This window comes from Acinetobacter sp. YH12227 (genome assembly GCF_013417785.1).
GTDB classification, from domain to species: Bacteria; Pseudomonadota; Gammaproteobacteria; order Pseudomonadales; family Moraxellaceae; genus Acinetobacter; species Acinetobacter gandensis.
The window spans coordinates 16,409-43,365 of the sequence record NZ_VPDH01000016.1; the positions used below are offsets into that span (position 1 = coordinate 16,409).

General features: G+C 38.5%; 30 protein-coding genes. 17 read left to right on the plus strand and 13 right to left on the minus strand.

The features are described from left to right. Nucleotides 1–140: 140 nt before the first annotated feature. The 3 genes from FTV09_RS05235 to FTV09_RS05245 all read left to right on the plus strand — a co-directional run bounded on the left by FTV09_RS05235 (nt 141) and on the right by FTV09_RS05245 (nt 4,065). Nucleotides 141–728, plus strand: coding sequence for an ANTAR domain-containing response regulator (locus FTV09_RS05235; protein WP_180057113.1), 588 nt, complete (start codon nt 141–143; stop codon nt 726–728). Nucleotides 729–731: 3 nt separating this feature from the next. After that, nucleotides 732–1,712: an ABC transporter substrate-binding protein gene (locus FTV09_RS05240; protein WP_067762054.1), complete on the plus strand. Its 981-nt coding sequence runs from the start codon at nt 732–734 to the stop codon at nt 1,710–1,712. A 343-nt stretch (nt 1,713–2,055) separates the two neighbouring features. Beyond that, nucleotides 2,056–4,065, plus strand: coding sequence for a TonB-dependent receptor plug domain-containing protein (locus tag FTV09_RS05245; protein WP_373687694.1), 2,010 nt, complete (start codon nt 2,056–2,058; stop codon nt 4,063–4,065). 97 nt (nt 4,066–4,162) lie between these two features. Here FTV09_RS05245 and FTV09_RS05250 read toward each other — a convergent pair whose 3' ends face one another. Then, a complete protein-coding gene (locus FTV09_RS05250; RefSeq protein ID WP_180057115.1) occupies nt 4,163–4,438 on the minus strand; it encodes a hypothetical protein in 276 nt (91 codons plus the stop codon). A 281-nt stretch (nt 4,439–4,719) separates the two neighbouring features. Between FTV09_RS05250 and FTV09_RS05255 the strand changes: the two genes are divergently transcribed. Together FTV09_RS05255 and FTV09_RS05260 are read left to right on the plus strand one after the other, a co-directional pair. Continuing rightward, nucleotides 4,720–5,430 carry a glutamine amidotransferase gene (locus FTV09_RS05255; protein ID WP_067762058.1) on the plus strand — a complete coding sequence of 237 codons (711 nt, stop codon included), beginning with the start codon at nt 4,720–4,722 and terminating at the stop codon, nt 5,428–5,430. Nucleotides 5,431–5,495: 65 nt separating this feature from the next. Continuing rightward, nucleotides 5,496–6,125 carry a LysE family transporter gene (locus FTV09_RS05260; RefSeq protein WP_067762060.1) on the plus strand — a complete coding sequence of 210 codons (630 nt, stop codon included), beginning with the start codon at nt 5,496–5,498 and terminating at the stop codon, nt 6,123–6,125. A 94-nt stretch (nt 6,126–6,219) separates the two neighbouring features. Here FTV09_RS05260 and FTV09_RS05265 read toward each other — a convergent pair whose 3' ends face one another. Further along, nucleotides 6,220–6,816 carry a YceI family protein gene (locus FTV09_RS05265; protein ID WP_067762062.1) on the minus strand — a complete coding sequence of 199 codons (597 nt, stop codon included), beginning with the start codon at nt 6,814–6,816 and terminating at the stop codon, nt 6,220–6,222. Nucleotides 6,817–7,174: 358 nt separating this feature from the next. Here FTV09_RS05265 and FTV09_RS05270 point away from each other — a divergent pair, with 358 nt between their 5' ends. Beyond that, nucleotides 7,175–7,696 (plus strand): nuclear transport factor 2 family protein, encoded by a 522-nt coding sequence (locus tag FTV09_RS05270; protein ID WP_180057117.1) that lies wholly within the window; start codon nt 7,175–7,177, stop codon nt 7,694–7,696. A gap of 67 nt (nt 7,697–7,763) precedes the next feature. On the opposite strand, the gene FTV09_RS05275 is transcribed toward FTV09_RS05270, so the two are convergent. The 4 genes from FTV09_RS05275 to FTV09_RS05290 form a co-directional block, all read right to left on the minus strand. Further along, a complete protein-coding gene (locus tag FTV09_RS05275; RefSeq protein WP_067762064.1) occupies nt 7,764–8,207 on the minus strand; it encodes a GNAT family N-acetyltransferase in 444 nt (147 codons plus the stop codon). A 114-nt stretch (nt 8,208–8,321) separates the two neighbouring features. Continuing rightward, the gene (locus tag FTV09_RS05280) at nt 8,322–8,537 is read right to left on the minus strand and encodes a hypothetical protein (RefSeq protein WP_067762066.1); all 216 of its coding nucleotides are present in this window, start codon (nt 8,535–8,537) and stop codon (nt 8,322–8,324) included. Nucleotides 8,538–8,672: 135 nt separating this feature from the next. Beyond that, the gene (tkt, locus tag FTV09_RS05285; RefSeq protein WP_067762068.1) at nt 8,673–10,661 is read right to left on the minus strand and encodes a transketolase; all 1,989 of its coding nucleotides are present in this window, start codon (nt 10,659–10,661) and stop codon (nt 8,673–8,675) included. A 429-nt stretch (nt 10,662–11,090) separates the two neighbouring features. Continuing rightward, complete coding sequence (locus tag FTV09_RS05290; protein WP_155857593.1) at nt 11,091–11,519, minus strand: pilin; 429 nt, start codon at nt 11,517–11,519, stop codon at nt 11,091–11,093. Nucleotides 11,520–11,957: 438 nt separating this feature from the next. Here FTV09_RS05290 and metK point away from each other — a divergent pair, with 438 nt between their 5' ends. The 5 genes from metK (at nt 11,958) to FTV09_RS05315 (ending at nt 16,446) form a co-directional block, all read left to right on the plus strand. Beyond that, nucleotides 11,958–13,124, plus strand: a complete 1,167-nt coding sequence (gene metK / locus FTV09_RS05295) for a methionine adenosyltransferase (protein ID WP_067762073.1) — start codon at nt 11,958–11,960, stop codon at nt 13,122–13,124. A 222-nt stretch (nt 13,125–13,346) separates the two neighbouring features. Continuing rightward, nucleotides 13,347–13,523 carry a hypothetical protein gene (locus tag FTV09_RS05300; RefSeq protein ID WP_180057119.1) on the plus strand — a complete coding sequence of 59 codons (177 nt, stop codon included), beginning with the start codon at nt 13,347–13,349 and terminating at the stop codon, nt 13,521–13,523. Between the two features lie 325 nt (nt 13,524–13,848). Continuing rightward, nucleotides 13,849–14,193: a hypothetical protein gene (locus tag FTV09_RS05305; protein WP_180057121.1), complete on the plus strand. Its 345-nt coding sequence runs from the start codon at nt 13,849–13,851 to the stop codon at nt 14,191–14,193. 151 nt (nt 14,194–14,344) lie between these two features. Next, complete coding sequence (locus FTV09_RS05310) at nt 14,345–15,046, plus strand: VIT family protein (RefSeq protein ID WP_180057122.1); 702 nt, start codon at nt 14,345–14,347, stop codon at nt 15,044–15,046. Between the two features lie 188 nt (nt 15,047–15,234). Then, nucleotides 15,235–16,446, plus strand: a complete 1,212-nt coding sequence (locus FTV09_RS05315) for a YeeE/YedE family protein (protein WP_180057124.1) — start codon at nt 15,235–15,237, stop codon at nt 16,444–16,446. A 42-nt stretch (nt 16,447–16,488) separates the two neighbouring features. Here FTV09_RS05315 and FTV09_RS05320 read toward each other — a convergent pair whose 3' ends face one another. The 3 genes from FTV09_RS05320 to FTV09_RS05330 are packed head-to-tail and all read right to left on the minus strand — an operon-like array spanning nt 16,489 to nt 19,109. Next, nucleotides 16,489–17,010 (minus strand): hypothetical protein, encoded by a 522-nt coding sequence (locus FTV09_RS05320; RefSeq protein WP_180057126.1) that lies wholly within the window; start codon nt 17,008–17,010, stop codon nt 16,489–16,491. 53 nt (nt 17,011–17,063) lie between these two features. Beyond that, a complete protein-coding gene (locus tag FTV09_RS05325; RefSeq protein ID WP_180057128.1) occupies nt 17,064–17,840 on the minus strand; it encodes a TIGR03915 family putative DNA repair protein in 777 nt (258 codons plus the stop codon). Nucleotides 17,841–17,849: 9 nt separating this feature from the next. Next, complete coding sequence (locus tag FTV09_RS05330; RefSeq protein ID WP_180057130.1) at nt 17,850–19,109, minus strand: putative DNA modification/repair radical SAM protein; 1,260 nt, start codon at nt 19,107–19,109, stop codon at nt 17,850–17,852. 208 nt (nt 19,110–19,317) lie between these two features. Here FTV09_RS05330 and FTV09_RS05335 point away from each other — a divergent pair, with 208 nt between their 5' ends. Continuing rightward, a complete protein-coding gene (locus FTV09_RS05335) occupies nt 19,318–20,361 on the plus strand; it encodes a nitronate monooxygenase family protein (protein WP_180057132.1) in 1,044 nt (347 codons plus the stop codon). Between the two features lie 89 nt (nt 20,362–20,450). Here FTV09_RS05335 and dusB read toward each other — a convergent pair whose 3' ends face one another. After that, a complete protein-coding gene (dusB, locus tag FTV09_RS05340; RefSeq protein WP_373685024.1) occupies nt 20,451–21,455 on the minus strand; it encodes a tRNA dihydrouridine synthase DusB in 1,005 nt (334 codons plus the stop codon). Between the two features lie 417 nt (nt 21,456–21,872). Between dusB and FTV09_RS05345 the strand changes: the two genes are divergently transcribed. Together FTV09_RS05345 and FTV09_RS05350 are read left to right on the plus strand one after the other, a co-directional pair. Then, nucleotides 21,873–22,253 (plus strand): hypothetical protein, encoded by a 381-nt coding sequence (locus FTV09_RS05345; protein WP_180057136.1) that lies wholly within the window; start codon nt 21,873–21,875, stop codon nt 22,251–22,253. Between the two features lie 354 nt (nt 22,254–22,607). After that, nucleotides 22,608–22,793, plus strand: coding sequence for a hypothetical protein (locus FTV09_RS05350; RefSeq protein ID WP_150923002.1), 186 nt, complete (start codon nt 22,608–22,610; stop codon nt 22,791–22,793). 49 nt (nt 22,794–22,842) lie between these two features. Here the strand turns inward: FTV09_RS05350 and FTV09_RS05355 are convergent, their stop codons facing one another. Next, a complete protein-coding gene (locus tag FTV09_RS05355) occupies nt 22,843–23,052 on the minus strand; it encodes an acyl-CoA thioesterase (protein WP_180057138.1) in 210 nt (69 codons plus the stop codon). Nucleotides 23,053–23,145: 93 nt separating this feature from the next. Next, entirely contained in the window at nt 23,146–23,328 is a 183-nt protein-coding gene (locus FTV09_RS05360) for a hypothetical protein (protein WP_067762098.1), read from the minus strand. Nucleotides 23,329–23,604: 276 nt separating this feature from the next. Between FTV09_RS05360 and FTV09_RS05365 the strand changes: the two genes are divergently transcribed. The 3 genes from FTV09_RS05365 (at nt 23,605) to FTV09_RS05375 (ending at nt 25,786) form a co-directional block, all read left to right on the plus strand. Beyond that, nucleotides 23,605–24,810, plus strand: coding sequence for a DUF1615 domain-containing protein (locus tag FTV09_RS05365; RefSeq protein ID WP_180057140.1), 1,206 nt, complete (start codon nt 23,605–23,607; stop codon nt 24,808–24,810). Next, the gene (locus FTV09_RS05370; RefSeq protein WP_067762101.1) at nt 24,777–25,406 is read left to right on the plus strand and encodes an HAD-IB family hydrolase; all 630 of its coding nucleotides are present in this window, start codon (nt 24,777–24,779) and stop codon (nt 25,404–25,406) included. Before FTV09_RS05365 ends, FTV09_RS05370 begins: the two co-directional genes overlap by 34 nt. A 176-nt stretch (nt 25,407–25,582) precedes the next feature. Further along, complete coding sequence (locus tag FTV09_RS05375) at nt 25,583–25,786, plus strand: hypothetical protein (RefSeq protein ID WP_067762103.1); 204 nt, start codon at nt 25,583–25,585, stop codon at nt 25,784–25,786. Nucleotides 25,787–25,860: 74 nt separating this feature from the next. Here FTV09_RS05375 and FTV09_RS05380 read toward each other — a convergent pair whose 3' ends face one another. Continuing rightward, nucleotides 25,861–26,955, minus strand: a complete 1,095-nt coding sequence (locus FTV09_RS05380) for an acyl-CoA desaturase (protein ID WP_067762105.1) — start codon at nt 26,953–26,955, stop codon at nt 25,861–25,863. Nucleotides 26,956–26,957 lie beyond the last annotated feature (2 nt).

Sequence of the window (26,957 nt, forward strand, 5' to 3'; positions counted from 1 at the left end):
TTGATTAGATATCAATGCCTGTCGTCCGTACACCCTCAATAAACTTAAAAAAATACAGGTTTATTCGTTTTGATTTTGGCACTTAAATTGCTTAAGCATATTTATACGTATTTGTTTTTTTGCTCTGCGCGAGCTTTCGCATGCCAAAACTTAAAATTGCATTAATAGATGATGACCCAGAACGTGCTGATTTCACCAAAGCCTCATTACTTCAGCACGACTTTGATGTCGTTGCTTGCCTGATGATTGACCATTTAAATATGGGGTATTTACAGCAAATTAAAGCTGATGTCATCTTATTAGATATGGATCATCCACACCGAGATATTATCGAAAGTTGTGTTTCTCAGTTTGACTTACCAACGGTACTTTTTACTAAAAATTCGAGCCAAGATACGATCCGAAATGCTATCGATGCTGGAGTAACGGCTTATATTGTTGATGGTATAAATCCCACCCGTCTTAATAGCATTTTAGAAATATCGATTGAGCAATATAAAAAGCATAAAAAATTACTCAATGATTTGGCTGAAACCAAATGTAAATTGGCCGACCGTAAAGATATTGAGAAAGCCAAGGTGCTGTTAATTCAAATGCATGCATTAACAGAAGAACAAGCTTTTAGTTTATTACGTAAAAATGCCATGAGCCATCGTATGACCATGGGTGAAATGGCACGTCGATTACTCGATGCTCAAGCACTTTTACAATCACAATTTAAGGAATAAGCCATGTCTACTCTTGAAAAAACCGATCTACAGCTTGGCTATATTCCCCTACTCGACTGCGTCGCAATCCTATGGGCGAAACATCAAGGATATTTTGAACAACAAGGTCTCAATGTCGAATTGGTTAAAGAAGCCTCTTGGGCAAGTTTGAGAGATCGTCTTGCATTTGGCTTTTTAGATGCTGCACATTGCTTGTCGGCCATGTTACCAGCTGCTGCCTTAGGTGAAGATCAACTAGGTATACCCCTCCAAACACCTCTTGTCCTCAGTACCAATCGGGCTTTTATCAGTTTGTCACAACAATTGTGCTATCAATTAAACATTAGTTCAGCGGATCGTCCCGCCCAATCTGCAGCAAAAATATTTGCAGCGATTCACTCTGGTCAAACGATTCACTTAGCTCACGTATTTAAGCATTCAATTCATCACTTTTGCTTACGTGAATGGTTGGCGCTTGCCAACGAAGCTGCTGCTAAAGCATTAACCTTACGTACCGTACCACCACCTTTTATGGTCGAATCACTCAACAATGGCATTATTGATGGATTTTGTGTCGGCGAGCCATGGAATACCCAAGGTGAGATTATGGGTATCAGTCAAATCATTGCGCAGAGTAGCGATATCATCCCCACAGTAGCCGATAAGGTACTAGCCGTGACTTCAAGATGGGCAGCGCAACATCCAAATACATTAAAGGCATTGTGTACAGCTATACAAAAAGCACAACAAGAATTAAAAAATCTTGAAGATTATTCACAAGTTTGGGGCCTGCTCCAACACTATGAAATTATTCGTTTTGAATGCTCTGAACAAATCCATGTGCATAAATATGCGTCTATTCAAAATATTATTCGACACTTTATTGAAGACGATGGCACACCCAAAACTGAAGATATGCAATGGATTTTTACCCAAATGCAAAAATGGCTAGGGCTCAAATCAGAAGCTAACTTTGAAGAGCTTTGCAAGCAATGTATTGTTTAAAGACGCCAGTTTTTAGATTCAATTAATCACATTCTTGGTACTCAAAATCAAAGCAATAGCCAGAACAAAGCAACAATTCAATTTGAAAAATTACGCTTCACATGAAAAGTAAATTATAGAGCTATATACCTATTATCTATAGGGATTTAAGAAAGAATTAAAATGTTCAATACATGGCTTTTCCACAAATTTTCTCCATAATTGTGCGCTACTCTTGCCGAAAATTACATTTGGATAACCAAATAATGCAAGGCCTGCGCACCCCATTAAAACTGACCACACACTGAGTTATGCCTTACTTACCCTGTCTACTTCAATTTGGGCAGCAGAAAATTCATCTACATTGACTGAACAGCCACAAGCAGATGTTCAGCAAATGGAAGCTCTGACTTTTGAAGTGCGTTCAGCAGCAATCAAACCTAAAGATCCGGATATTAGCGCAGTCGCAAAAACTATTGTCACTCGTGATGAAATGCTGAAATTCGGTGATCAGTCGATAAATGATGCACTACGTCGAGCAGCAGGTTTTCAACTCCCAGGTGCGGGAGGTGGACCGCGTGGAGGCCCAAGTGCTGGCGGCATGCGTTTTCGTGGTGGCGGTGCACCCGTATTTTTAATTAATGGTGAACCTGTTCAAGGCGGGCCGCGTGGTGGTATGTCTGTGGTCGACAGCATCACCCCTGAAATGATTGAGCGTATTGAAATTACCAAGCAGCCAAGCGTCGCTCAGGCTTCAGTTGCATCTTCTGCAGTCATCAATATCATTTTAAAAGAGCCGCTCAATGACACCCGTTTGAGTGGTTCTGTCCGTGCAGGTTATGGTTTAACGCAGTCCAATACACGTGAAGAGGAACGCACAAATCTAAATTTTCAAATGGATGGTCGTGATAATGCTTGGATCTATAGCCTATCAGGCAGTCAATCGTGGAATGATTCTGACACATTAACACGCACCCAAAATGCAACAGGTGAACAAACACAACGACGTATTACCAATCGTACTTCTCAAATGTTGACACCACGTATTGAATATCAGCTCGATGATCAACAGAAATTAGTTGCCGAAGCCTTCTACCGAAACAATGAAAGTGAAGGTTCAAGCGGTTCTCAAGTTCAAAAAGACAAAAATGACAGTATTCGTTTAAATACCCGTTATGAACGTAAAAATCAGGGGGATTCAGACAAAATTCGCTTATCGATAGAACAGCAACAAGAAACTGAATTAACCCATTCAACGCGTCAGCAATCTTATATTAATGAACAAATTAATGAATATGGTTTGGCTTATGATGGTATACGTAAATTTGATGCGAAAAAGCAAATCAAGTTTGGTACAGATCTTCGATCAAGTGAGTTAGAAAGCAATATTGCCAACACTTTGGACGAACAAACTTATGCCGCTTATGTCGAAGGCAGTTGGCGATATACAGATAAGCAAACGTTAACACTGGGAGTACGTCAAGAATGGATTGATCGCTCAGGCTTAGTGGATTATCAAGATAATCATTTAAGTCCTGTACTCGCACATCGTTATGATTTTAATGAGCAATGGTCATTACAAACCAACCTGAGTCAGGCCTTTAAAAGCCCTCGTAGCAATCAACTTATGCCAACCGTTTCTGTTTCTACGGATAGTGATGCAGGCAGCTTAAACAATCCTGACCGTGGTGGTAACCCATTCTTACGCCCTGAAAAGATCAATGCTTACGAAACCACATTGGGCTATAACACCCCTGCAGGTGGCGTGAACCTGACCACGTATTACCGTGAAATCGAAGACTATATTGAAAAATCGATTTATAGTGAAAATGTGACAGGTCATTTATGTGGTACAGCTGATAGTGATTGCCGCTTTGTGGAACGCCCATATAACCAAGACAGTGCGACGACTTATGGCGTAGAAATTGCGGGGCGCTACACGTTGAAGCAAACCGATTCGGGGCATTCATTTATGCTAAACGCACAGCTTTCTACCGTGCGTGCAAAAATTGAAGAAGATAATGGTACAAAACGTCTAGCCAGTGATGTCGCACCATATTCTGCGAGTACAGGTATCTCCTATAACTACCAACCTTGGCGAATTGCTACAAGTGTCAATTTAAATTACACCCCAGAATACACCCGTGCACTCAGTAATGAGCCATACAACCGCACCAGTAATGAACGTGTAAATATGGATATAAGTTTCACCAAACGATTTGAACAAAATTGGTCTGCATCCGTAAATGCACGTAATATTTTAAGTAGCGATTACAAAGAAGTATTACGTGATCAACGCACTGGCGCGCTTTACCAATCACGTATAAATGAAGCGATTCCAAGCTTTATGTTCACCGTCGAAAAGAAATTTTAAAGTTGTCAAGGCGCATAAATATGCTGCAAAAAAGCCGATACATTTGTGTCGGCTTTTTTTCTATTTAACATTTATTCTCTTATTTCTAAGCGAAGCGTTATTTTTCAATTTCTTTGAGTAATTTGGCTATTTTTAAAGTATGTTCTTTACGTCCAGTTTTTTCTAAAACTTTCAGTTCAATCCACCATAAATATTCAAAAATTTCTGATTCACTTGAATTGTCGCGTATCAATTTAAAGATATTCGGCAAGTAATCATCATATTCATCACGCATTGAAGGCATTCTTCGAATACCCAATGGATCCCATTCCTTCAACAATATCTTGTGTATCGCATGCAATAATTTTGCATCGGGATTTGGTTTTAAGTCCATATAATTTCCCTGGCATATATTTTTTTACTTTAAAAATCATTTATATGGGATTTTTTTATAGTTCAGAAAAAATTTATCTGTAGATTTCTGAAGTTTTCATCATACGCATCTAATAAGCGATTTCCATTGATTTTAAAAAAATATTTCCAACTACGCCATTTCTCAAATGACGAATCATGGTCTTTTTCGCATACTTTCATTGTCTTTTTACGGTAGAACACTTCCCTTTTTTATATTTCACGTTACATTCTTATTTCGTCCACTTGATTCTGTATCCGCATATGCACACTGCTCTTCCCGATACTATTTATGCAATTCAACACCTTGCTTTTGAAGACCTCGGCTCACTTGAAGATACATTTTATCAAATGGGCTATCGGGTACGGTATTTTGAAGCAGGTATTGATGACTTAAGCAAAGCCCTAGAATACAAAGGTCTCACTATTATTCTTGGCGGCCCAATTGGCGTTTATGAAACTGAAGATTATCCATTCTTACAACAAGAAATTGACTTACTAAAAGTACGTTTAGAAAATAATTTACCGACCTTAGGTATATGTTTAGGTGCTCAACTCATTGCACATGCACTTGGCGCAAAAGTCTATGCAGGACACGCCAAAGAAATCGGTTGGTCTCCACTCGATATTAAAGCCACACCCAACAATCCACTTGCTGTATTAGCAGATCATGCTGTACTGCACTGGCATGGCGATACCTTCGAACTTCCCTCACAAGCCACCTTATTAGCAAGTTCGGCTATTTATCCAAATCAAGCGTTCAGTGTTGGAAATAATATTTTAGCCTTACAATTCCATATTGAAGCTGAAGCTCATACGATGGAGAAATGGTTAATAGGTCATACTTGTGAATTACGTAAAGCAGACATTCATATTCCTAGCTTACGAAGAGATAATCAACAATATGCTGTGGCACTTGAAATGGTTGCTTCACGTGTCATTCAAAATTTTATTGGACAACTCAAGTACCAATAAGCGCTGTTATTTTCTATAGCTATGCCGTATAAAGATGAAATTTACCGCATACTCATATCTCATAAATGACATCTTTACTCAGCATTGCTCTCATTCATTTCTTTGCTTTGATTAGCCCAGGCCCTGACTTCTTTTTTGTTACCCAAAGTGCAATTCGTCAATCTCGCACGCATGCTCTATGCGCTGCCTTAGGTGTCTCTTTAAGTATTCTCGTTTGGTCAATTTGTGCAATTAGTGGATTGCATTTCTTATTCCAGAAAATTGCTTGGTTACAACAAGTACTCATGATTTTAGGTGGTTTGTATCTGCTTTATTTAGGGACACAATTACTTAAATCTGCTTTTGCAACCAAGGAAACCACCGCTACAGCAACCGAACTGAAGAAAACTACAAGCAAATCACATAAAAAATTGCTCTTACAGGGCTTCTTTACCAACATGGCAAATCCCAAAGCCTTGGTTTATTTCAGTAGTGTTTTTTCTATTGCCATTAGTACCGATGTTAGCCTTTTACAACAAAGTTCATTATTGGCTTTAGTATTTGTTGAAAGTCTAATTTGGTTTGCGGTTGTCGCTCTAGTCTTTTCTGCTCCAAAAATGACGGGCTATTATCAAAAGTTTAGCCAAAAAATCGATGCGATAACGGGCGGAATTTTTATTAGTTTTGGCTGTCTACTTATATTAAATCGTGACTAGTCACATTTTCGTGCGAATATCTATAGAGCCACATCCATAAAAAAAGCACCCAATTGGGTGCTTTATTATTTTTAGCTGAGGGAGTTGCTAAAAATTATTTTACAGCTGGTTGTGCAGCTGGCACTGATGCTTCAGTCGTAATGTTCACAGTGATTTTATCACCAACATTTGGTACGTAAGCACCTACACCAAATGCTGAACGATCAAACGAAGTTGTTGCATTAAAACCAACGGTTTCTGCTTTTGTCATCGGATGAACAGCTTGCTTGTTTAACACAGCATCCAATACCACTGGTTTAGTCACATTCTTAACAGTTAAGTTACCTGTGATTTTGTATTTATTCTTGCTGATTGCTTGTACTTTTGTACTTTTAAATGTGATATTTGGATATTTTTCTGCGTCAAAAAAATCTGCAGTTTTTAAATGATCATCTAACGCTTTCACGTTGGTATTTAAGCTTGCAAGTGGAATCGTTACATTTACAGATGAATTTGCAGGTTTTGCATTATCAACATTGATTGTGCCTTGAATGTCGCTAAAGTTCGCAGAAGGCGTTGAGAAACCGAAATGATTCCAAGTAAATACAGTTGCTGTATGCGTTGGGTCAATTTGATATGTGACAGGCTTAGCCATTGAAACAGTCGCTGCTGACACTACCGCCAGACCTAATGTTAATACTTTGAAGTTCATGTTCTTATCTCGCTTTAGAATACTGATTAGTCTATAGAATTTTAAACTGAAAACACTGTTAAAGATAAAACGATATGTTGCATCTTTAGAACGATAGATTTGTAAACCCTAAGTGTTTACCGCATTCCGCGCGCTCAATTGTTTGAGCTTTTTGGCCTATAAGCACACTAATCTACAAGACAGATTTACCATTTTCAAACACTTTAAATCAAACTAATTGCAACAATCTAAAGATATAACAATTATTTGGCATATATTTTCCTAATTTTAGGATACTATTGCTTATAATAAGCCCTTTTCTCCTTATTTATAATGACTAAAATAATTTCTTCATCTGTATAAATAAAGTTGAATTGTTATGTCAGAAAATTTACAAGCAATTGAAAAAGCAATCAGCACAAAACAACCTAAAGATGTTGTATTGGCCTTTTTACTTAACACCTCAAAAGAATTAGTTGCCAATGCTGCAGAAAAACTGGTCGCAGAAGATGCAATTTATACCTCTCTAAATTTTAACAACCCTGAACTTAAACAAATTGAACCATGGGCAGGTACTTCAACTGGCCGTGAAGTTTATGTATATACCTTCTCAAATGTTGGCACCTATTGGAATGTTGACGATTTTCAAGTTACAGATCTAATTGGCGAAGACGAAACTGTGGCCGTATTTGGTAAATTTACCTATACCTCTGTCATTGCCAAAAACACCTTCACATCTCCGTTTGCAATTAAAGCTACGGTAAAAGATGGCCTAATTACGTATTTTCAATTCTTAGAAGATACTTATGCTTCTGCCGCTTCATTCCGTGTTGAAGGTGAATGGACCATTCAACAAGATGCAGATAATTCAAAACGCTTTAATGTTTCAGCAAACTCATAATATTGAAGCTATAGAATTGATAAAGCCCTTACATTCGGGGCTTTATTTTTTGGGTATCTAAATCGCATTAAAGACGATATTGAATAAAGCCTGTTTTTCTCGCAATTTGATCATATAATTTTTGTGCTTGTTGATTGTCTTGATGTGTTAGCCAATACACGCGATCACATTTTCTCTGTTGGGTATATTCTTGCACAGCCTGAATTAAAGCCCGAGCAACACCTTTCCCTCGCGCGCTTTCCAGTGTAAATAAATCCTGCAAATAGGCATACGGTTGTACAGTCCAGCAGCTATCATGCTCAATCACATGTACCAACCCAACTGCTTGATTATCAATATAAGCCACAAAGCCATAAATGTGATCTTGCTGTGGGTCACTAAGCTTATGCCAAGTGTTTTTACTCACTTCTGCACTTAATTGCACCTGATAAAATTCTTGATAGCCTTGCCATAACGGTAACCAATCTGAATATTGAATACTACCTGATGAGAGTGCCTGAATATTTAACATAGTGATGATCGACTGTTTTAAATCTTATAGGCTTTTTTATAAACAATATACGCACATAAAAAAAGCTTTATTTCCTTCTAGAAACAAAGCTTTTTTAGCATTACATTCAAAAACTTAGAGCTTTTCAATCAAAATGCGATCAATCTGTTTTAAACCCGTGGTTTTTTCATGGTTTTTACGGCGTACTTTAATCAGTTTTTCTTCAGCCATATCCTGCAACAACAGCTCAACTGCAACCATTGCTTCTAATGGAAGGTCTTGACCAATCCACTTCTGCTCGCCTGCATCCATTAAAGTGATCTCATCACTGATTTGCTCATATAAACTCATCTCTATCTCACTTCTTCGTTTTGCCAATGTATGAATGAATCATTTACAGCAAAAATAAAAATCAGTGCTGTAAAGTTCAAAAATAAAAGACGCTCTCAATTGAGAGCGCCTTTTAAAGACTGTTAATAACAGGTATTAAGCTGTAATTTCTTTCACTGCTTCAACCACAGCTTCAGCAGTAATACCGAAGTGTTGGTACAAATCTTTTGCTGGAGCAGATTCGCCGTAAGTTGTCATACCAATGACACGACCATCTAAACCAACAAATTTCCACCAGTAATCCACATGCGCAGCTTCAACAGCAACACGTGCACGGATGTTAGATGGAAGAACCGCTTCACGGTAAGCTGCATCTTGTTTCACGAATTCTTCAGCACATGGCATAGATACCACACGTACGCCATCAAGTTGAGCGTAAGCATCCATTGCCAATGAAACTTCTGAACCAGTCGCAATAATGATTGCTTTCAATTCGCCTTTTTCTTTCGCAAGCACGTAACCACCTTTCGCTACGTCAGCAATTTGCTCAGCTGTACGAGTTTGGAATGGTAAGTTTTGACGAGAGAAAATTAACGCTGTAGGGCCTTCTGAACGAAGAAGTGCAGATTTCCAAGAAATAGACGCTTCTACAGTGTCACATGGACGCCAAGTGTTCAGGTTTGGTGTACCGCGTAAAGATGCAATTTGCTCTACAGGTTGGTGTGTAGGGCCATCTTCACCTAGACCAATTGAGTCATGTGTATAAACATGGATCACACGTTGTTTCATCAATGCAGACATACGTACTGCATTACGCGCATATTCCATGAACATTAAGAATGTTGCTACATAAGGAACGAAACCGCCATGCAGCGCTACACCATTCGCAATTGCAGTCATACCAAATTCACGTACACCGTAGTGTACGTAGTTACCCGCTGGATTAGATTCAACGCCTTCTGCACCTTTCCATAAAGTCAGGTTAGAACCTGCAAGATCAGCCGAACCGCCTAGAATTTCTGGAAGTTTTGGTGCAAATGCTTGAATGGCATTTTGGCTTGCTTTACGTGTCGCAATTGTTTCAGCTTTTTCATTTACTTCAGCAATATATGCATCTGCTTGAGCAACGAAATCAGCTGGTAATTCACCTGATAGACGACGTTTTAACTCAGCAGCTTCAGTTGGGTATTTCGCTGCATATGCTGCAAATACATCATTCCAAGCAGATTCTGATTGAGTACCTTTTGCTTTTGCATCCCAAGCTGCATAGACGTCAGCAGGAATTTCGAATGGACCTTCTGTCCAGCCCAAAGCTTCACGAGTTAAAGCAATTTCATCATTACCAAGCGGCGCACCATGGCAATCTTCTTTACCTTGTTTATTTGGTGAACCTAAACCAATAATCGTTTTGCAGATAATTAATGTCGGTTTAGCAGTTTCAGCTTTTGCTTCAACAGTTGCTGCACGGATTGCATCAGCATCATGACCATCAACTTTAAGCACTTGCCAACCGTAAGCTAGGAAACGCTGTTCTGTATCGTCAGAGAACCAACCTTCTACTTCACCATCAATTGAGATGCCGTTGTCGTCATAATAAACAACTAATTTACCTAGACCCAACGTACCCGCCAATGAACATGCTTCATGAGAAACACCTTCCATTAAGCAACCATCACCCAGGAAACAATAAGTGTTGTGATCAACGACTTTAATGTCATCTTTGTTGAATTGAGCCGCTAAAGTTTTTTCAGCAAGTGCAAAACCAACAGCGTTCGCAATACCTTGACCTAATGGACCAGTTGTTGTTTCGATACCAGGTGCATAGCCCAATTCTGGGTGGCCTGGAGTTTTAGAGTGTAATTGACGGAAAGATTTTAAATCTTCAATTGAAAGGTCATAACCAGTTAAGTGCAATAACGCATATTGCAACATAGAGCCATGGCCGTTAGACAATACAAAACGGTCACGGTTTGCCCATTGTGGGTTTGCAGGGTTATGGTTTAAAAATTCACGCCATACCACATCAGCAATATCTGCCATCCCCATTGGAGCACCTGGATGTCCTGAATTTGCTTTTTGCACAGCATCCATTGCCAATACACGAATTGCGTTTGCAATACGACGTTCGTTAAGCGGGGTTGTCATAGGTCAGAGTCCAAACAAATGGTTTAAAAGAGTAAGATGAATAAGAATTCAAAGATGGGCATATTGTCTTAAAAAAAGCGGAATGGGTAAAGCCTAATGGGCAATATTTCGCTAATTATTCCAGCTCCACCTGTATTTTGGGCGCTTATTGGTCAATTTCAAGTCTGCAATCGCCGTTTGTTTTATAAACAGTGTCACTTTGATGTGACCAAACAATGACATGATATTGCCATCTAATCGTTTTAATCACCTTTAAAACACCGACCTCTTTATATTTAAAGTATTGATAATCCCCTACTTCATAGTTAATTTTTTTTGTTATTAGATTCTTTTTTGCTAATATGGTAAAAAGCATTGTGAATTTTATTCAGCTAATGCTTTTCAACCTGAATAAGTAAATTTTTAATTGGAAATAAAGCAGTTCAAAACTTAAATTCCTGTACACGTTACAGGTAAATTACGCTGAGCAATATCATCAGATTGACAATTCCAAGCACCATTTAAACCATCAGGAATACTAAAATAAATGCGCTTCGAGCGTAGCGCTAAATTTACCTCTGTCGCTTTAAAAGTAAAAATAACTGAACAGTTCCCTGAAATATCCGCTATCTGACTGTTGGCGATGTATTTGGTCGTGATATGTTCATTAACGGCTGCATCAAGTTCTGCACAACTGAGTTCATCTGAATATTGCTCAATTAATTTTAATTTATACGGTGACAACATCGTCAGTACTTCTGACACCTGTGCACGAGCTACATAAACGTTATAGGACACAGTTGCTATCGCAGCTAAAATACCAATAATTGCAACAACGATCATGATTTCAATCAATGTAAATCCAGCTTGCTTCATCATGTTTCCCCTTAACATGTAAAGAAACTACGCAATATATGTACCAAGTCACAAATACCCATATTTACATCACTTGTTGAATTGCTAACCGACAAATAAATGATTGTTTTACCGCATCTATGGCAATTTATGACAATAATTATTCCTTTGAAATTGATTTTTATATCAATATTTTTTAAATACTTTAGTTTCACCTAAAACAAAAAATCTACTTTCAAATTCAGTTAATCTTTTTCTTCTTAATCCATATTTATCTATTTTCCCTATAACTCAAATATGAAAAACCTAAATAAGCGTGTCATATCAATTTTTTAGATGGTTATATCAATTAAAAAGTCATTGAAATGAATTAATTTCATCCATTTTGGTCATGTTAAGCTAGTCCTCAAGCCAATCTCGATGTAACATATTGCGTCTTTAAATTTAACTGTGATAGGACTTATGCGCGAGTACGCTGTATTTACCTCGGAATCTGTAAGCGAAGGCCATCCTGATAAAATGGCTGACCAAATCAGCGATGCTATTTTGGATGCTATTTTAAAAGAAGACCCATATGCGCGGGTTGCTTGTGAAACGCTTGTAAAAACGGGTGCGGTTGTACTTGCCGGTGAAATCACAACAACTGCAAATGTCGATTTTGAAGCGATTGTTCGTAATACCGTAAATGGTATTGGATATCATCACTCTGATCTTGGCTTTGATGGTTCAACATGTGCCGTGATTAACATGATTGGTAAACAATCTCCTGAAATTGCTCAGGGCGTTGACCGTCAAAAACCTGAAGATCAAGGTGCAGGTGACCAAGGCTTAATGTTTGGTTATGCTAGCCGTGAAACTGATGTGCTGATGCCAGCTCCAATTTCATACGCGCATCGCTTAATGGAAAAACAAGCTGAACTACGTAAACAAGGTAAATTGGCTTGGTTACGTCCAGATGCTAAAAGCCAAGTCACTTTTGCTTATGAAAATGGCAAACCTGTTCGCTTAGATGCTGTTGTACTTTCAACACAACACGACCCGAAAATTACTCAAGCTCAACTTAAAGAAGCAGTAATTGAAGAAATCGTGAAAAAAGTGATCCCTGCTGAAATGTTCCATGCAGACACTAAATTCCATATCAACCCAACAGGCATGTTCGTGATCGGCGGACCTGTAGGTGACTGTGGTTTAACTGGCCGTAAAATCATTGTAGACACTTACGGTGGTATGGCACGTCATGGTGGCGGTGCTTTCTCTGGTAAAGATCCATCTAAAGTTGACCGTTCTGCAGCTTATGCAGGCCGTTATGTAGCCAAAAATATTGTCGCTGCTGGTCTCGCAGACAAATGTGAAATTCAAGTGTCTTATGCCATTGGTGTTGCTGAACCTACTTCAATTTCAATCAATACTTTCAACACTGCAAAAGTGTCTGAAGATTTGATCATTGCACTAGTACGTGAACATTTTGACTTACGTCCATACGGTATTACTCGTATGCTTGACCTTATTCAACCAATGTACCAACAAACAGCTGCTTATGGTCACTTTGGTCGCGAAGGTTCAGATACTGCATTTACATGGGAAAAAACTGACAAAGTGGAAGCGCTTAAAGCTTCAGCTGGTCTTTAATCATTTTTGATTAATTCCTTAAAAAAAGCCTGCATTCATTGCAGGCTTTTTTATAAGCTAAACCATAAATATAAATTATTATGACAAAAGATAAACTTAGCTTATTCATAAAAAGCTAAAATAAATAAAGAAAACGCCGATGCCTTTCCCCTTAGAATATAAATTTATTACGGCAATCAAAAGTCGATTAGGATTTAAATTTCTAAAAAAAATAAAGTCAAAATGCAAATTGATAACGGTGTTAAAATCTACATTGATATTTTCGACTCAGAGCACAAATATGATGAGGACGATATTGAAGCGTGGTGGCGACTTCCATTTCAAGACGTTAGTGATATCAAAAAATTAAACGGACAATTGATCACCTTAGCGCTGAGCTTCAATCTATTCGCGAAATAGGTAGTTTCCCTGAGAGCTTTCTTGCCATCGTACATAAAAGCGCTAGCCACTCTTTATTATTACAAGATGAAGATGGCGTCAATTTAGGTGAAGAAATTTACATATGGCACCATGATGATGAAATGATCAATTACATTACTGCTTCCATCGAAGACTTGATGTAAACAATTTTTTGAGATTAAGATTTAAATAATAATTTTTACTCAAAAATTAGCTTGATAAAAATTACACTAAATCAACAATTTTTGATCGATTTTTGAATATTTTTTCAGCTAATATAAATTCAGCCCATGCTACGGGCATAACAAAAATAGGAACGATCAAAATGAATAAATTACTTGTTGCTTTAGGTTTAGCTGCAACTGTTGCTCTTGTTGGCTGTAACAAAGATAAAGCCCCGGAAACGGGTGCGACTACAGGCGAACACCTAGAAAATGCAGCTGACCAAGCAGGCCATGATATTGCAAATGCAACTTCTGAAGCTACAACAGCGACTGCAGAAGCAGTGGATAATGCTGCAACTGCTACAGCAGTAGCAACTGAAAATGCTGCGGATGCAACAGCTCAAGCTGCTCACGATACAAAAGAAGCTGCGAAAGACGTAACTGCTGAAGCAGCTGGTGCTGTTGAGCAAGGTGCGGCAAATGTGAAAGAGAAAGCTCAACAATAATTGTTGCGTGATAAAAAGGCTCCTGGACTGGAGCTTTTTTATTGCCTATACAATCGTAAAAAACTAAATTAATCGAATTACCTACTTGCAGAATGCAAATCGACACGTCACCCTATAAAGGTAAACCATAAGATTTTAATTAGAGAAAATAATGTCTTATTCACACCATACTGAAAAACACTATATTGAAAGAACGGGTTGGTTACGTGCATCTGTACTGGGTGCCAATGATGGCATTATTTCCGTCACAAGCTTAATTATGGGTATGGCTGCGAGTGGTGCATCGAGCCATACCCTATTGATTACCTGTATCGCGGGATTAATATCTGGCGCCACATCAATGGCAGCTGGTGAATATATTTCTGTAAAATCTCAAGAAGATGTCGAAAAGGCAGATTTACACATGGAGCATAAAGAACTCCAAAAAAATCCTGATCTCGAACTCAAAGAATTAACTCAAATTTATATTGCACGTGGTTTAGAACCACAACTGGCGCATGAAGTTGCAATTCAACTGACTGCACATGATGCACTTGCAGCTCATGCACGTGATGAAATAGGCATCCATGACAATACAGCAGCCAAGCCTATTCAAGCAGCTTTATCATCGGCACTTGCCTTTTCAGTTGGTGCGCTATTTCCAATGGTCGCTATTTTAATTAGTGCGGATCAACATATCGAAAAAGCTGTAATGGCCGTTGGTGTCATTTCATTAGCATTATTAGGTGCTTTGGCCAGCTATGCAGCTGGTACGTCTATCTGGAAAGGTAGTGTTCGTGTTGCATTATGGGGTATTGCTGCGATGCTGTTCTCAAGTTGGATCGGTTCGTTGTTTAATGTAAATCCAATTTAGATGAGTGTGAGTCCAATTTAGAAATTGGGCTCTAATGAAATTCTTTTAAATATCATAACATATAAGTAAATTTGATTATTTAAATCAATTTTACAGAGCTTTTTTTGCCTTTTTTTTAATCAGTATTGGTTTTTACAATATATAAAAACTTTAGAATAGACACACTTTAAATCAATATTCCTCCTCCCATGTCTGTTTTAGCTGAGCCAGCAAACCGATCAAACACCTCGGTTTGGGTGGCATTTGTTTTATTAATTTTAGGCACTATCGGTGCTTATTACGTCGTTGGTATTAACCAAGCATTGTTATTTTTAATTGGTGGTGCTCTAGGTATGACGTTATATCATGCCTCTTTTGGATTCACCTCTAGTTGGCGTGTGTTCATTAAAGAGCGCCGTGGTCGTGGACTCCGCGCACAAATGATTATGCTTGCACTCGCTGTTTTACTATTTTTCCCTGCCTTGGGTGCAGGTGAATTATTTGGTAATCCTGTTAAAGGCAACGTAAATCCTGTGTCTATGTCCGTGATGATTGGCGCCTTTATCTTTGGTATTGGTATGCAATTGGGCGGTGGCTGTGCATCAGGTACGCTTTATACTGTGGGTGCTGGTAGTGCGCGCATGATTGTGACCTTGTTCTTCTTCTGTACGGGTTCACTTATCGCGACTTCACATATTCAATGGTGGTTTGATTTACCACACTTTGAACCAATTTCTTTGGTAAAAAGTTTCGGAGTCGTGCCAGCTTTATTACTCAATTTCGTTCTATTTGCTGTTATTGCAGCAGCAACAGTTTACTTTGAGAAAAAACGTCACGGCAGTCTCGAAGTTGAACCACAAAGTACAAATCAAGGTTGGAAACGCTTTCTGCGTGGCCCATGGCCTTTGGTTTGGGGTGGCATCATCTTAACTTTACTTAACTTTGCAACCTTGGCGCTGGCTGGCCGCCCATGGGGTGTAACCTCAGCACTGGCTGTTTGGGCTGCTAAGTCTGCAAATGTCATGGGTATTGATGTTGCATCTTGGGCATATTGGCAGCAACCTGCCAATGCTAAAGCACTGACTGAATCTTTATGGTTTGATATAACATCGATGATGAACTTCGGCATCATGTTAGGCGCACTACTTGCAGCTAGCCTTGCTGGTAAGTTTGCACCCAACTTTAATATTCCAAAACGCTCGCTCATGGCAGCAGTGATTGGTGGTTTATTACTCGGTTATGGTGCACGTTTAGCTTACGGTTGCAACATTGGTGCATATTTCAGTGGTATTGCATCCGGCAGCTTACACGGCTGGTTATGGCTTGTATTTGCATTCATTGGTAATGGTATTGGGGTCAAGCTGCGCCCAATCTTCTTCCCTGGTGAACGCCCTCAACCTGAAAAATTAACTGGTTGCTAATTTCATATTCACAAAAAAAATCCCCTCTATTGAGGGGATTTTTTAATTACTAAGTGCTGCTTTTAAATTACAGCCATATTGCATGGTCTCTTGCGCCTGCTTATAGGTGGTATAACGATTGATAATAAAATCATAAAATTGATCAGCATTAGAAAAAACTTGTGACCAATCCTCCTGCCCTGCATTCGGCAGTTTCAAATCTTTCACCATAGCTAAATTAAAATGTCCAAGTCGATACATTTCAGCGAAATGTCCATTCATTACATTGCAATAAGCTACTTTGGATGACTTCAATGCGGTATTCGCTACAAAATGCTGGTTCAATGTTTTTAAGTTTGTCACATCTAAAGCAGATTGATCTGAAAATGCCAAACTTTCCATTTTTTTAAGCTGAGCAAAATCATTGGCAAACTTTTGATTTAATTGCTCAAATCGCTGTTGCAAAGTTGTAGCATCTGCCACTTGATAACTCTGAGAATTTACAGCTGACTTTTCTTGCTCATTGGCAGAGCAAGCACTGAGCATAACCGCAGTCAACACTGTCGATGCAAGAAACAATTTCATCAAGGTCTCACTTAAAACATTCTAAAGCGCAGCCATTATGCCTGAAAAACCAACTAAAGGGTTTTCTCATTCATATAACGCCAATAGCGCCGTGGCACATATTGCACATGTAATTTCATATTTCGGCGAGCCTCAATATTGACGCTACGGAAGTAATCCTTCCAAAGCTGATCATACAAGACTTCTTCATCATCCAGTTCAATACAAAAAGATTGACTATGCCCACTCGCAGTTTGACGATCTATTGCTCCTGCATCCATCTGTACTTGATGAACTTTATGCAAATCATAATAGATACCAAAATTGCGCTTTTCATCGTATATAAGCCAGCGTTGATCTTGATAACGTGCTTTAAAATGTCGTTCGATAATGGGTAAAACATTAAAATCAGGTGAAACCAAACTTATGAATAAACCATCCTGACATTTTTTAAAGCGAACAAAGGCTTCCATCCTATGCTTTTCACGCCCTACTTGCTTCGCCCACTGGCTCATTCCCAATACATCGGCATGGCCATAATTTTTAGACACATCACGCTGCTGCTGAAACACATAGATCGCAAAATTAAAACAATGTTGAAAAGCCTGTTGCTGCTCTGACAAAAAGGCATAATAAAACTGCTTCAAAGCACTATCCGAAGCTTTTAATTTTAATCCCTGCCAAACCCGCTGCGCGTGTTCATCATTACTAGCAACATCAATCTCTGCAAATAAACCCGTTTGCACATTTGCATCAGTAGAAACCTGCACATCAAATTCTTTAAATTGAAAAGCACGAAATATACAGCTAAGTAATCCAGTCATGGTGCCATCAAAAATATAAATACTCATGACTACGGACTAAAACCCTAAGCTCAATTGTGGGCTAATTTGTTGGGTATATTTAGATTGACCACTTTGCAAAATTTGCTGTCGAATTTGATATGGCAGCTGCTCACGAATAAATTTTGGAGAATCTTCACAGCGAATAAAATGCTGTGCCCTGTTATAGGACACCCCCATACGCTTTAACTGATCAATTTGAATTTTACCAAAGCGACGTGCTTGAACAATTTTCTTAGCCGAACGCACACCAATACCCGGCACACGTAATATCATTTGATATTCAGCACGATTAATATCTACTGGAAATTGCTCAGGATGGCGCAGTGCCCAACCAAGTTTTGGGTCAATATCCAATTCTAAATTAGGATGTTCTTCATCAACCAATTCATCGGCAGCAAAACCATAAAAGCGCATGAGCCAATCACTTTGATATAAGCGGTTCTCGCGTAACAAAGGTGGTGCGGAACCGACAGCAGGAAGTGCACGTTCATTTTCATTAATTGGAATATAGCCCGAGTAATACACCCGCTTCAGCTTAAACTCTTTGTAATGATGATCGGCCATCAATATGACATCGCGGTCAGACTCTTGATGCGCCCCAACCACCATTTGTGTGGTCTGTCCAGCTGGAACAAACTTCGGTACTGAGCGAATTATTTTCCGTTCGTCTTTCAATTCAATCAACCGATCTCGCACAATACCTAAATCTTTTTGCACTTCAGCATGGTTTTTTTCTGGAGCAAATTGTTGTAAACCGGCTTCAGTTGGCATTTCTAAGTTAATGCTCATACGGTCAACATATAAACCGGCTTCTGTAATAATTTCTTGTGAAGCACCCGGAATGGTTTTGAGGTGAATATAGCCATTAAAGTTTTCTTCTAAACGCAGCTTTTTCACCACTTGCAACATACGCTCCATGGTGTAATCCGCTGATTTAAAAATACCAGAGCTTAGAAATAGCCCTTCAATATAATTGCGGCGATAAAAGTTCATGGTGAGATCAACCACTTCTTGCACCGTAAACGCCGCACGTTTGACATCATTACTGCGCCGCGATACACAATAGGCACAATCAAAAATACACACATTAGAAAATAATATTTTGAGTAAGGATACGCAGCGACCATCTTCGGTATAACTGTGACAAATACCATTACCAGTATTGCCTAAACCTTTGTCTTTATTTTGGCGTTTGCTACCACTTGAAGAACAAGAAACATCATATTTGGCAGCATCAGCTAAAATTTGCAGTTTTTCACGGATACGATCAGACATGGGGAGAATACAATTGATTAAATACGATTCTATTTTAATATTTAGATTTCTATTGAATATGTCATTCATCAACTCTACGACATGAGATGTCGCTGTATTTGTAAGTCGATCGCCGTTGAAAGACCATCATTTAAAAATGAAATAACGAATATTATTTGCTTAATTTTTTAAGCTTGGGCAAAGTAAATAAAGTAACTGGAGTATGCACATGACTTTACTAGAAAAACTTGGCATTAAGCACCCAATTTTACTTGCCCCAATGGCTGGTGTTTCCACACCTGAACTTGCAGCAGAAGTCTCTAACCAAGGTGGGTTAGGTTCTCTTGGGTTAGGCGCAAGCAGTGTAGAGAATGCACGAAAACAAATTTTGCAAACTCAGGAACTCACGGATCAACCCTTTCAGGTCAATTTCTTTTGTCATGATAGTGTCGAGTTGGATGAACAAGTAGCAGCACAATGGATCTTACAATTCAATTCACTTTTCACTGAGTTTGATGCAGCAGCGCCTGAAGCATTAAATTGCATATATCCAAGTTTTAAAGACGATGACCACTTTTTAAATTTAGTCTTGGAAACATGTCCCAAAGCTGTCAGCTTTCATTTTGGCATACCACACCCACATCAGATTCAAGCCCTAAAACAAGCTGGTATCGTTACAATGGTTTCAGCAACAAATTTGGCTGAAGCAAAACTGATTGAAGCTGCGGGCATTGATATTGTCATTGCTCAAGGGGTTGAAGCTGGCGGGCATCGCGGCATTTTCAATGAAAGCTTTGATAGCAGTGTAAAAACACGTGATTTAGTACAACTGTTAAAACAACATATACAGTGTCCAATCATTGCTGCTGGCGGCATTATGAATGGTCATCAAGCATATAACCTCATGGAACTCGGCGCCGATGCTGTTCAACTCGGTACAGCTTTTGTTCAATGTAAAACATCAAATGCGAATGAGGCTTATCGTAAAGCACTGTTTGATGCCCCGATTACACAAATTACAGCGAGCATTTCTGGACGACCAGCCCGTGGCATTATTAATAACTGGCATACCGATGTTGATACTCCTACGCGCCCTACAGTTCCACCTTATCCATATACGTATGACTTAGGCAAACAGCTACATGCTGCTGCAAGCAAAAAAGGCATACAGGGTTATGGTGCTTTTTGGGCAGGAACAAATGTATCGCAAATCCGTGAATTAGAAGCACCTGACCTCATTAATCAACTGATTTTAGAAATGCGTTTTAATTAAAGCAAAATTTAGCTTTTATACAACTACACAAATGCAAAAAGCCCTCATCATTTTGAGGGCCTTTTGCATCGTAGAATCAGGATTTTCATTTATTTAGTTTCAAGCAAATTCACTTGCTCCACTTGAACATCACTCATGATTTCACCATGTTCTAGCAAGTTATTAAAATAGTTTTCAACCACTTTGTATTGATCTGCTGTCGATTCAACCTTATACATGTTTTGGCGAAATTCATTACTAGAACGCAAACCTTTGGTATACCAAGCAATATGTTTACGAGAAATACGGCAACCCGAATACTCACCATAAAACTCGTACAATTCAGATAAATGCCCCAACAATACATCGCGAACTTCAATTATGGTCGGTGCAGCCAAATGTTCACCTGTTGTTAAATAATGCGCAATTTCACGGAAAATCCAAGGTCGACCTTGAGCAGCACGGCCAATCATCACAGCATCCGCGCCTGTATAATCTAAAACGTACTTGGCTTTTTCAGGAGTATCAATATCTCCATTGGCAATAACGGGGATATTAATAAATGACTTTACGTCTTTAATTAAACTATAACGTGCAGTATTTAAATACATATCTTCACGTGTACGACCATGTAATGCCAAAGCTGCAATGCCCGCTTCTTCAGCACGTTTCGCCACACGCATAATATTTTCATGACCATTTAAATAGCCAAGACGGGTTTTTAAACTAACAGGAACATCTACGGCTGCCACAACAGTATCGAGGATACGTGCAACGAGATCCTCATCTTTCAATAAAGCAGAACCAGCTAATTTATTACAGACTTTCTTCGCTGGGCAGCCCATATTAATATCAACAATCTGAGCACCATTCGCTACTTGATAACGTGCAGCTTCTGCTAATTCATGCGGATCTGAACCAGCAATTTGTGCAGAAATTGGTGCAATTTCTCCATCAAAATTCGCACGATATAAGCTTTTTTTACTCATGCGCAGTGTTTTGTCTGCAGTCATCATTTCACTGACCGCATGACCTGCACCAAAATATTTACACAAGGTTCGAAATGGTCGATCAGTTACGCCTGCCATGGGAGCAACCCATAACTTTCTTTCGATTGGACGATCGAATAGTTCTTGAATGACGTTATGTTGACTCAAAGCTTAAACCTCGTAAATATCTCGTAGTTATGACTTCAATTAACCCTTCATATAAATAAAACCATGGGAACTGACTTAGCTATAAGCAATTCCACATTACTAATTCATATCATTGGGTTAAATTGCTAGAGCGCTTCATGCCCTTTATTAAGAGTAAATAAAACTCTAGGAAAATTGAAATAGGAGAGAAAAATATGCCGTTAGTTTAGTGTCTTTAACACTAAATTTCTATGCATTTAGTTTTGTATCGACTCGATCTTATTGAATTAAGCCTTTTATACCGCAAAACAAAATGATCAATATTTTCTTGATGAAAACTTTTATACTGAAGTTCAAAGCGGGATCTACATAAAGTATTGGAAAATGATATTTAACATGCATATAAAATTATTGAGTTTAGTCGTTGTGTCTTCTGCATTAGTTGGCTGCCAAAAACCGACTGAAGATGCAAATGCAGAATCAATAAGCCCAAATCATCATAGTAGAAATGCCCAGTTAGACACACCTCAACAACGTTTTGCTCATGCAGATGAAAAAATCAGTCACTATCTGGATCAATTAGATTCAGCAAATACGACTTTAGATGTGAAACAACAAGTCTTATGTATCGATTATCCAAATGAATATAAAAACAACTACATACCGGCCATGTTAGAAATTGCTCCACAGGAATACACAACTGAAAAAATGCTGAATGATTTGCACATTTCACAAGATTATTATGCTAAGAAACTCTCCATCCAATGCCCGAAGTAATTGTTTTAGGATTTCATCAATCGTTCATAATAAGCGTTTAAATTATGAATCAAGCGATTAAATCACTCCGTCGCTGCAATAACAAAGTAAAATCCGCTACCCGATTTATTTTCGGGTTTTCTTTTTTCAAGACTGGTTCTAATTGGATCAAAGCGATTACTGTTTTCATCAAGCAATGCCTAATAAAAAAGCCATGTTCAATAAAAGTGATGTAGTTCTAATAATTTTAATTTTATGATAAATAACAACTTTGAATGATACAGAGTTGCCACAGAAGGCTTTAGTATAATTACACTTTTCTCATGATTTATTCATTAAATTACCACCTCCAATTAAATGAACGATGATGAATTAATGAAAACTTTAAACAAAGTACTTTTCGCTACTCTTATTTCTGCTGCTGCTGCAACTACATTCGCTGCTGAAGAACAAAAAGTTGAAGTTGCTGCAACTGAATCTGCGGCATCTGAAGTTCAAACTGCTGAAACAACTCAAGAAGCAGTTGAAGTGAGTGCTGCATCTGAAGCAGCTGCAAAATAATCTATATTTTGCTAAAAGCCCACATTATAGTGGGCTTTTTTTGCTTGAATTATTTGATTTTCATCCGTTGAATTTGCCGCTCACGACGATATAAACCTAAAATCTCTTTACGTTGATGAATTTCATCTTCTGAGAAATTAAGTACATTCATCAGCTGTGCAAGTGGGATTGTCGAATTTTCAATTAAGTAATAATCCTGCTCTGTTGTCCACTGCACATCAAGCTGGTTTTTCAATTTAGATCGTTCATATTTACGCATGAATGCATTATAACAAATGTGCGCGTAAATCAGACTGCAAAAAGCCCACCGAAGTGAGCTCATAACCTTTGACTAAACCTATAGCAGAAAATATTACAGATTTTCATCCTTTGTAATCATGACTGAGGTTAAAATCGGCACACCAAAACAAGGAAGTAACAATAAAATCCAATATTCCACCATTGGTTTATCAAAACCTATGTTGATTATGAGTGCTCCAACAACCATCACCAAAGCAATACATGCAAAGAAAATACTGAAAAACTTTGCTGGCATATTTAATCCCCTTAAAAAATTATGGTTTTATTCAGTATATACCTTCAATTTTCATAATTAAAAAAATAATAGATTGAATTAATCATATAAGAATCTGAATTTGGTTATTATTTCCCATCATCAAATCCAATCACTTTGTTTTTACTCGAGTTATACGCTAAAAACATATTGACAGTACCCAACGAGGCATATACATAATAATTCATCAATTTTGTCATGTACATAGTATACTGCCCGTGCCTCTTTCCCCTTATGTGGCTGACGTTTCTGGAAGATATGAACAAAACCTTTTCTGCAGCTTTTTGCTTTAAATCAATGTCTATACTGGCTTTATCTATAAGCTTAAGCGCTTGTGGAAATGGTTCATGGTGGTCGAAAGATGAACCGACCATGGAAGCTGAACAAATTAAAAAAGCCATTCCACCTCGTGTAAACGAGCGCCAATCATGGGCCAATGATATTTACGATATTAGTGATCAGTTAGGTATTCCCACCACGAAAAAAAATGTTTGTACTATTGTTGCTGTAGTTGATCAAGAGTCAAACTTCGTGGCTGACCCGCATGTGCCGGGTTTAGGTGAAAAAGCGGTGAAAGAAGTTCAGGGCCGACTTGAAGAAAAGTTTAAAGATAAATTAGGTGATGGTATTGGTGGTACGGTTGCAGGTTATTTCCAAGATGTCCTTAAAAATCAGCCTAGCCCAGAAGACAACTATTTAAGTCAAATGCGTCGCGTGCAAACGGAACGCGAACTTGATGAGCTATATCGTGAAATCTTCGATTACATGTCCAAGCACTATCATGTTAGTGCGCTGACTGGTGCAGCTAAACTCGTTGGTCAAGATATTGGGGAAAAATTAAACCCTATTACTACCTTAGGTTCAATGCAAGTTCATATTGGTTATGCCAAAGATCATAAACGTCAAGGTGGCAATATTGCAGAACTTCGTACTGACATGTATACCCAATATGGCGGGTTATATTATGGTATACACCGCCTTATGATGTATCCGGCTGAATATGATAAGCCAATCTATCGCTTTGCTGACTATAACTCTGGCCGTTATTCAAGTCGTAATGCCGCGTTCCAAAGTATGTTAAATGACTTAACACCTGCAGAGCTAAGCTTGGATGGTGACTTACTTTTGTATAGCAAAGACGGTTCACCTCGAGCAGCGAAAAGCCAATCTGAGACAGCACTCATTGCTGTATTTGCAGAAAATAATGTGATTGCCACACCACGTCAAATTCGTTCAGACTTGAAAAAAGAAAAGGATGAAAATTTTGAAGGTACACTCACATATAAAGCGGTAAAAAAACTTTATCAAGAAAAAACAGGTAAAGAACCCTTCTATGCAATGATGCCAGAAGTGGTCATTTCGGGACCTAAATTAAGCCGTGATTACAACACCAATTGGTTTGCAACTCGTGTCGATGGACGTTATCAAACATGCATGCGCCGCATCAAAAACCTAAAGCTCTAGCTCTCTTTGACTTTGATGGTACCCTGTGCAAAACCGACAGTTTTACAGGGTTCATCTTCCATTCTCTCTCTAAACGCCATATTGTGCGCCAAGGCATCAAGCTCTTACCATGGATACAGGGTTATTACTTAAACCTTTATCCTGCGCACGCCATGCGTCCAAAACTTTATGCCGCAATGTTTAAGCAAGCGGATCAACAACATATTTTAAGCCAGGCTGAAGTCTATGCTGAAACGCTTATGTCTAAACTTAACCCCGAATTATATAAACAGCTTCAGCAACATCAACAACTCGGCCATGATGTCGCTTTAGTGTCTGCGTCTGTTGATTTATATTTAAAACCCATAGCAAAAAAACTCGGTGTGAAATTAATTTGTACGGAAACAGATAGCCATGATCGTAAATTAACAGGTAAATATCACACACTGGACTGTAGTGGAGAGCAAAAGAAAATTCGTATATTGCAACATTTTAATGTGCAAGATTATGAGTGTATTTATGCCTATGGCAATAGTGATGAAGACTTAGCGATGTTTGAATTAGCAACCCATTTTTTTATGAATGGCCATGATAATACTCTACCTGAACTCACCTAAAACAGAGCATTCTACTTGGTTTTTTTAATTTGATTAAATAATCAATATTGTAAAATTAAGCTGTTCTAAACTATAAATAATTTCATACAATTAGCCTTTTCAATCATTCATATTCTGTGTTATTTTTCACAATAATTACAATTAATGCGGTCCAACATTACAAGCCGGAATAGAATATGAATCAATTCAATCCACCAAAATATGTAAAAGGCCTCAACATCAAATTCGGTGAGAATCCGTTTGTATTACTCGCACAGTTTGCCTTCTCTGCCACACGCCAGATGTGGAGTAAAGAAGAAATTGAAGTGGTAATTCGCATGGCGAAAAATGGAAATTACATGAATTTGATCAAAATCCTTCGACTGCACATTAAAAAATAATGTTACTCAGCCAACGCCCTCCTCTTCATAAAAAAAGCCATGCAAATGCATGGCTTTTTTTATTCCAATTCATATTATTTTTTAAACGGGAATGCATATTTCACAATACGTTTAATTACGCTGCCATATTGTTTCACAAGGCTCGCGTTATTGTAGTTCAAACCATACTTTTCACATACAGCTTGCACTTTTGGTGCCATCTGACGGTAACGGCGTGCAGGAACATCAGGGTATAAATGGTGTTCAATCTGATGACTCAAATGCCCTGTTAGAATATGAAAAGCTTCAGAACCAGTCAGGTTTGAAGAACCACGAATTTGACGCATATACCAATGACCGCGGCTTTCATTTTCAAGTACTTTTTTTGGGAACACTTCAACATCTTTAGTGAAATGACCACAGAAAATGATACTGAATGTCCAAATATTACGTAAGCCATTTGCCACTAAATTACCGGTGAATACGGGTAATGCTGCAGGCCCAGCGATCAATGGGAAAAAAACATAATCTTTAAACAGTTGTTTGCCAATTTTTGCTTGCATTGGCTTCCATTCTGCTTTGGTCTGTTCTTTAGTTTTACGGCCTTTGAAATATTTACCCAATTCTAGGTTTTGAATCGCGACGCCCCATTGGAAAAGCAAGCAAAATGGAATGCTGTAGATTGGCTGTAATAAATAGCCCGGCTTCCAACGCTGCTCAGGGAATAAACGAACCAGACCATAACCAATATCATCATCCATCCCTTTAATATTGGTATAGGTATGATGCTTAAAGTTATGCGTTTGACGCCAGTTATCCGCTGTACCGACAATATCCCATTCGTAAGTCTGGCCATTGAGCTTCGGATCATTCATCCAGTCATATTGACCGTGCATCACATTATGGCCAAGTTCCATATTTTCCATGATTTTGGCAAAACCAAGTAAACCTGTACCGAGTACCCAAGCTGGTGGGAACCATCCTGCAAACAGTAATGCACGACCAGCCATAGACGAATAGCGAATCGTAGAATATACACGACGAATATACTTCGCGTCTTTTTCACCTAAATCATCAAGTACTTCTTGCTTAATCGCATCCAACTCACGGGCAAGTTCATCAAGTTGAGTTTGAGTTAATTCACGGTTTTTAGGATTTTTAAAATATTCAATTTTTACAGGCATGTTCATAG

Excerpts from the sequence above, each read along its gene's own strand:
- tkt (WP_067762068.1), bottom strand. The coding sequence starts at position 10,661 with ATGACAACCCCGCTTAACGAACGTCGTATTGCAAACGCAATTCGTGTA.
- FTV09_RS05370 (WP_067762101.1), top strand. The coding sequence starts at position 24,777 with ATGCATGCGCCGCATCAAAAACCTAAAGCTCTAGCTCTCTTTGACTTT.
- FTV09_RS05305 (WP_180057121.1), top strand. The coding sequence starts at position 13,849 with ATGAATAAATTACTTGTTGCTTTAGGTTTAGCTGCAACTGTTGCTCTT.
- FTV09_RS05380 (WP_067762105.1), bottom strand. The coding sequence starts at position 26,955 with ATGAACATGCCTGTAAAAATTGAATATTTTAAAAATCCTAAAAACCGT.
- FTV09_RS05255 (WP_067762058.1), top strand. The coding sequence starts at position 4,720 with ATGCACACTGCTCTTCCCGATACTATTTATGCAATTCAACACCTTGCT.
- metK (WP_067762073.1), top strand. The coding sequence starts at position 11,958 with ATGCGCGAGTACGCTGTATTTACCTCGGAATCTGTAAGCGAAGGCCAT.
- FTV09_RS05250 (WP_180057115.1), bottom strand. The coding sequence starts at position 4,438 with ATGGACTTAAAACCAAATCCCGATGCAAAATTATTGCATGCGATACAC.
- FTV09_RS05355 (WP_180057138.1), bottom strand. The coding sequence starts at position 23,052 with ATGCGTAAATATGAACGATCTAAATTGAAAAACCAGCTTGATGTGCAG.
- FTV09_RS05325 (WP_180057128.1), bottom strand. The coding sequence starts at position 17,840 with ATGAGTATTTATATTTTTGATGGCACCATGACTGGATTACTTAGCTGT.
- FTV09_RS05290 (WP_155857593.1), bottom strand. The coding sequence starts at position 11,519 with ATGATGAAGCAAGCTGGATTTACATTGATTGAAATCATGATCGTTGTT.
- FTV09_RS05330 (WP_180057130.1), bottom strand. The coding sequence starts at position 19,109 with ATGTCTGATCGTATCCGTGAAAAACTGCAAATTTTAGCTGATGCTGCC.
- FTV09_RS05265 (WP_067762062.1), bottom strand. The coding sequence starts at position 6,816 with ATGAACTTCAAAGTATTAACATTAGGTCTGGCGGTAGTGTCAGCAGCG.
- FTV09_RS05360 (WP_067762098.1), bottom strand. The coding sequence starts at position 23,328 with ATGCCAGCAAAGTTTTTCAGTATTTTCTTTGCATGTATTGCTTTGGTG.
- FTV09_RS05260 (WP_067762060.1), top strand. The coding sequence starts at position 5,496 with ATGACATCTTTACTCAGCATTGCTCTCATTCATTTCTTTGCTTTGATT.
- FTV09_RS05345 (WP_180057136.1), top strand. The coding sequence starts at position 21,873 with ATGCATATAAAATTATTGAGTTTAGTCGTTGTGTCTTCTGCATTAGTT.
- FTV09_RS05280 (WP_067762066.1), bottom strand. The coding sequence starts at position 8,537 with ATGAGTTTATATGAGCAAATCAGTGATGAGATCACTTTAATGGATGCA.
- FTV09_RS05310 (WP_180057122.1), top strand. The coding sequence starts at position 14,345 with ATGTCTTATTCACACCATACTGAAAAACACTATATTGAAAGAACGGGT.
- FTV09_RS05335 (WP_180057132.1), top strand. The coding sequence starts at position 19,318 with ATGACTTTACTAGAAAAACTTGGCATTAAGCACCCAATTTTACTTGCC.
- FTV09_RS05240 (WP_067762054.1), top strand. The coding sequence starts at position 732 with ATGTCTACTCTTGAAAAAACCGATCTACAGCTTGGCTATATTCCCCTA.
- FTV09_RS05275 (WP_067762064.1), bottom strand. The coding sequence starts at position 8,207 with ATGTTAAATATTCAGGCACTCTCATCAGGTAGTATTCAATATTCAGAT.
- FTV09_RS05375 (WP_067762103.1), top strand. The coding sequence starts at position 25,583 with ATGAATCAATTCAATCCACCAAAATATGTAAAAGGCCTCAACATCAAA.
- FTV09_RS05315 (WP_180057124.1), top strand. The coding sequence starts at position 15,235 with ATGTCTGTTTTAGCTGAGCCAGCAAACCGATCAAACACCTCGGTTTGG.
- FTV09_RS05350 (WP_150923002.1), top strand. The coding sequence starts at position 22,608 with ATGAAAACTTTAAACAAAGTACTTTTCGCTACTCTTATTTCTGCTGCT.
- FTV09_RS05270 (WP_180057117.1), top strand. The coding sequence starts at position 7,175 with ATGTCAGAAAATTTACAAGCAATTGAAAAAGCAATCAGCACAAAACAA.
- FTV09_RS05320 (WP_180057126.1), bottom strand. The coding sequence starts at position 17,010 with ATGAAATTGTTTCTTGCATCGACAGTGTTGACTGCGGTTATGCTCAGT.
- FTV09_RS05235 (WP_180057113.1), top strand. The coding sequence starts at position 141 with ATGCCAAAACTTAAAATTGCATTAATAGATGATGACCCAGAACGTGCT.
- FTV09_RS05365 (WP_180057140.1), top strand. The coding sequence starts at position 23,605 with ATGAACAAAACCTTTTCTGCAGCTTTTTGCTTTAAATCAATGTCTATA.
- FTV09_RS05300 (WP_180057119.1), top strand. The coding sequence starts at position 13,347 with ATGCAAATTGATAACGGTGTTAAAATCTACATTGATATTTTCGACTCA.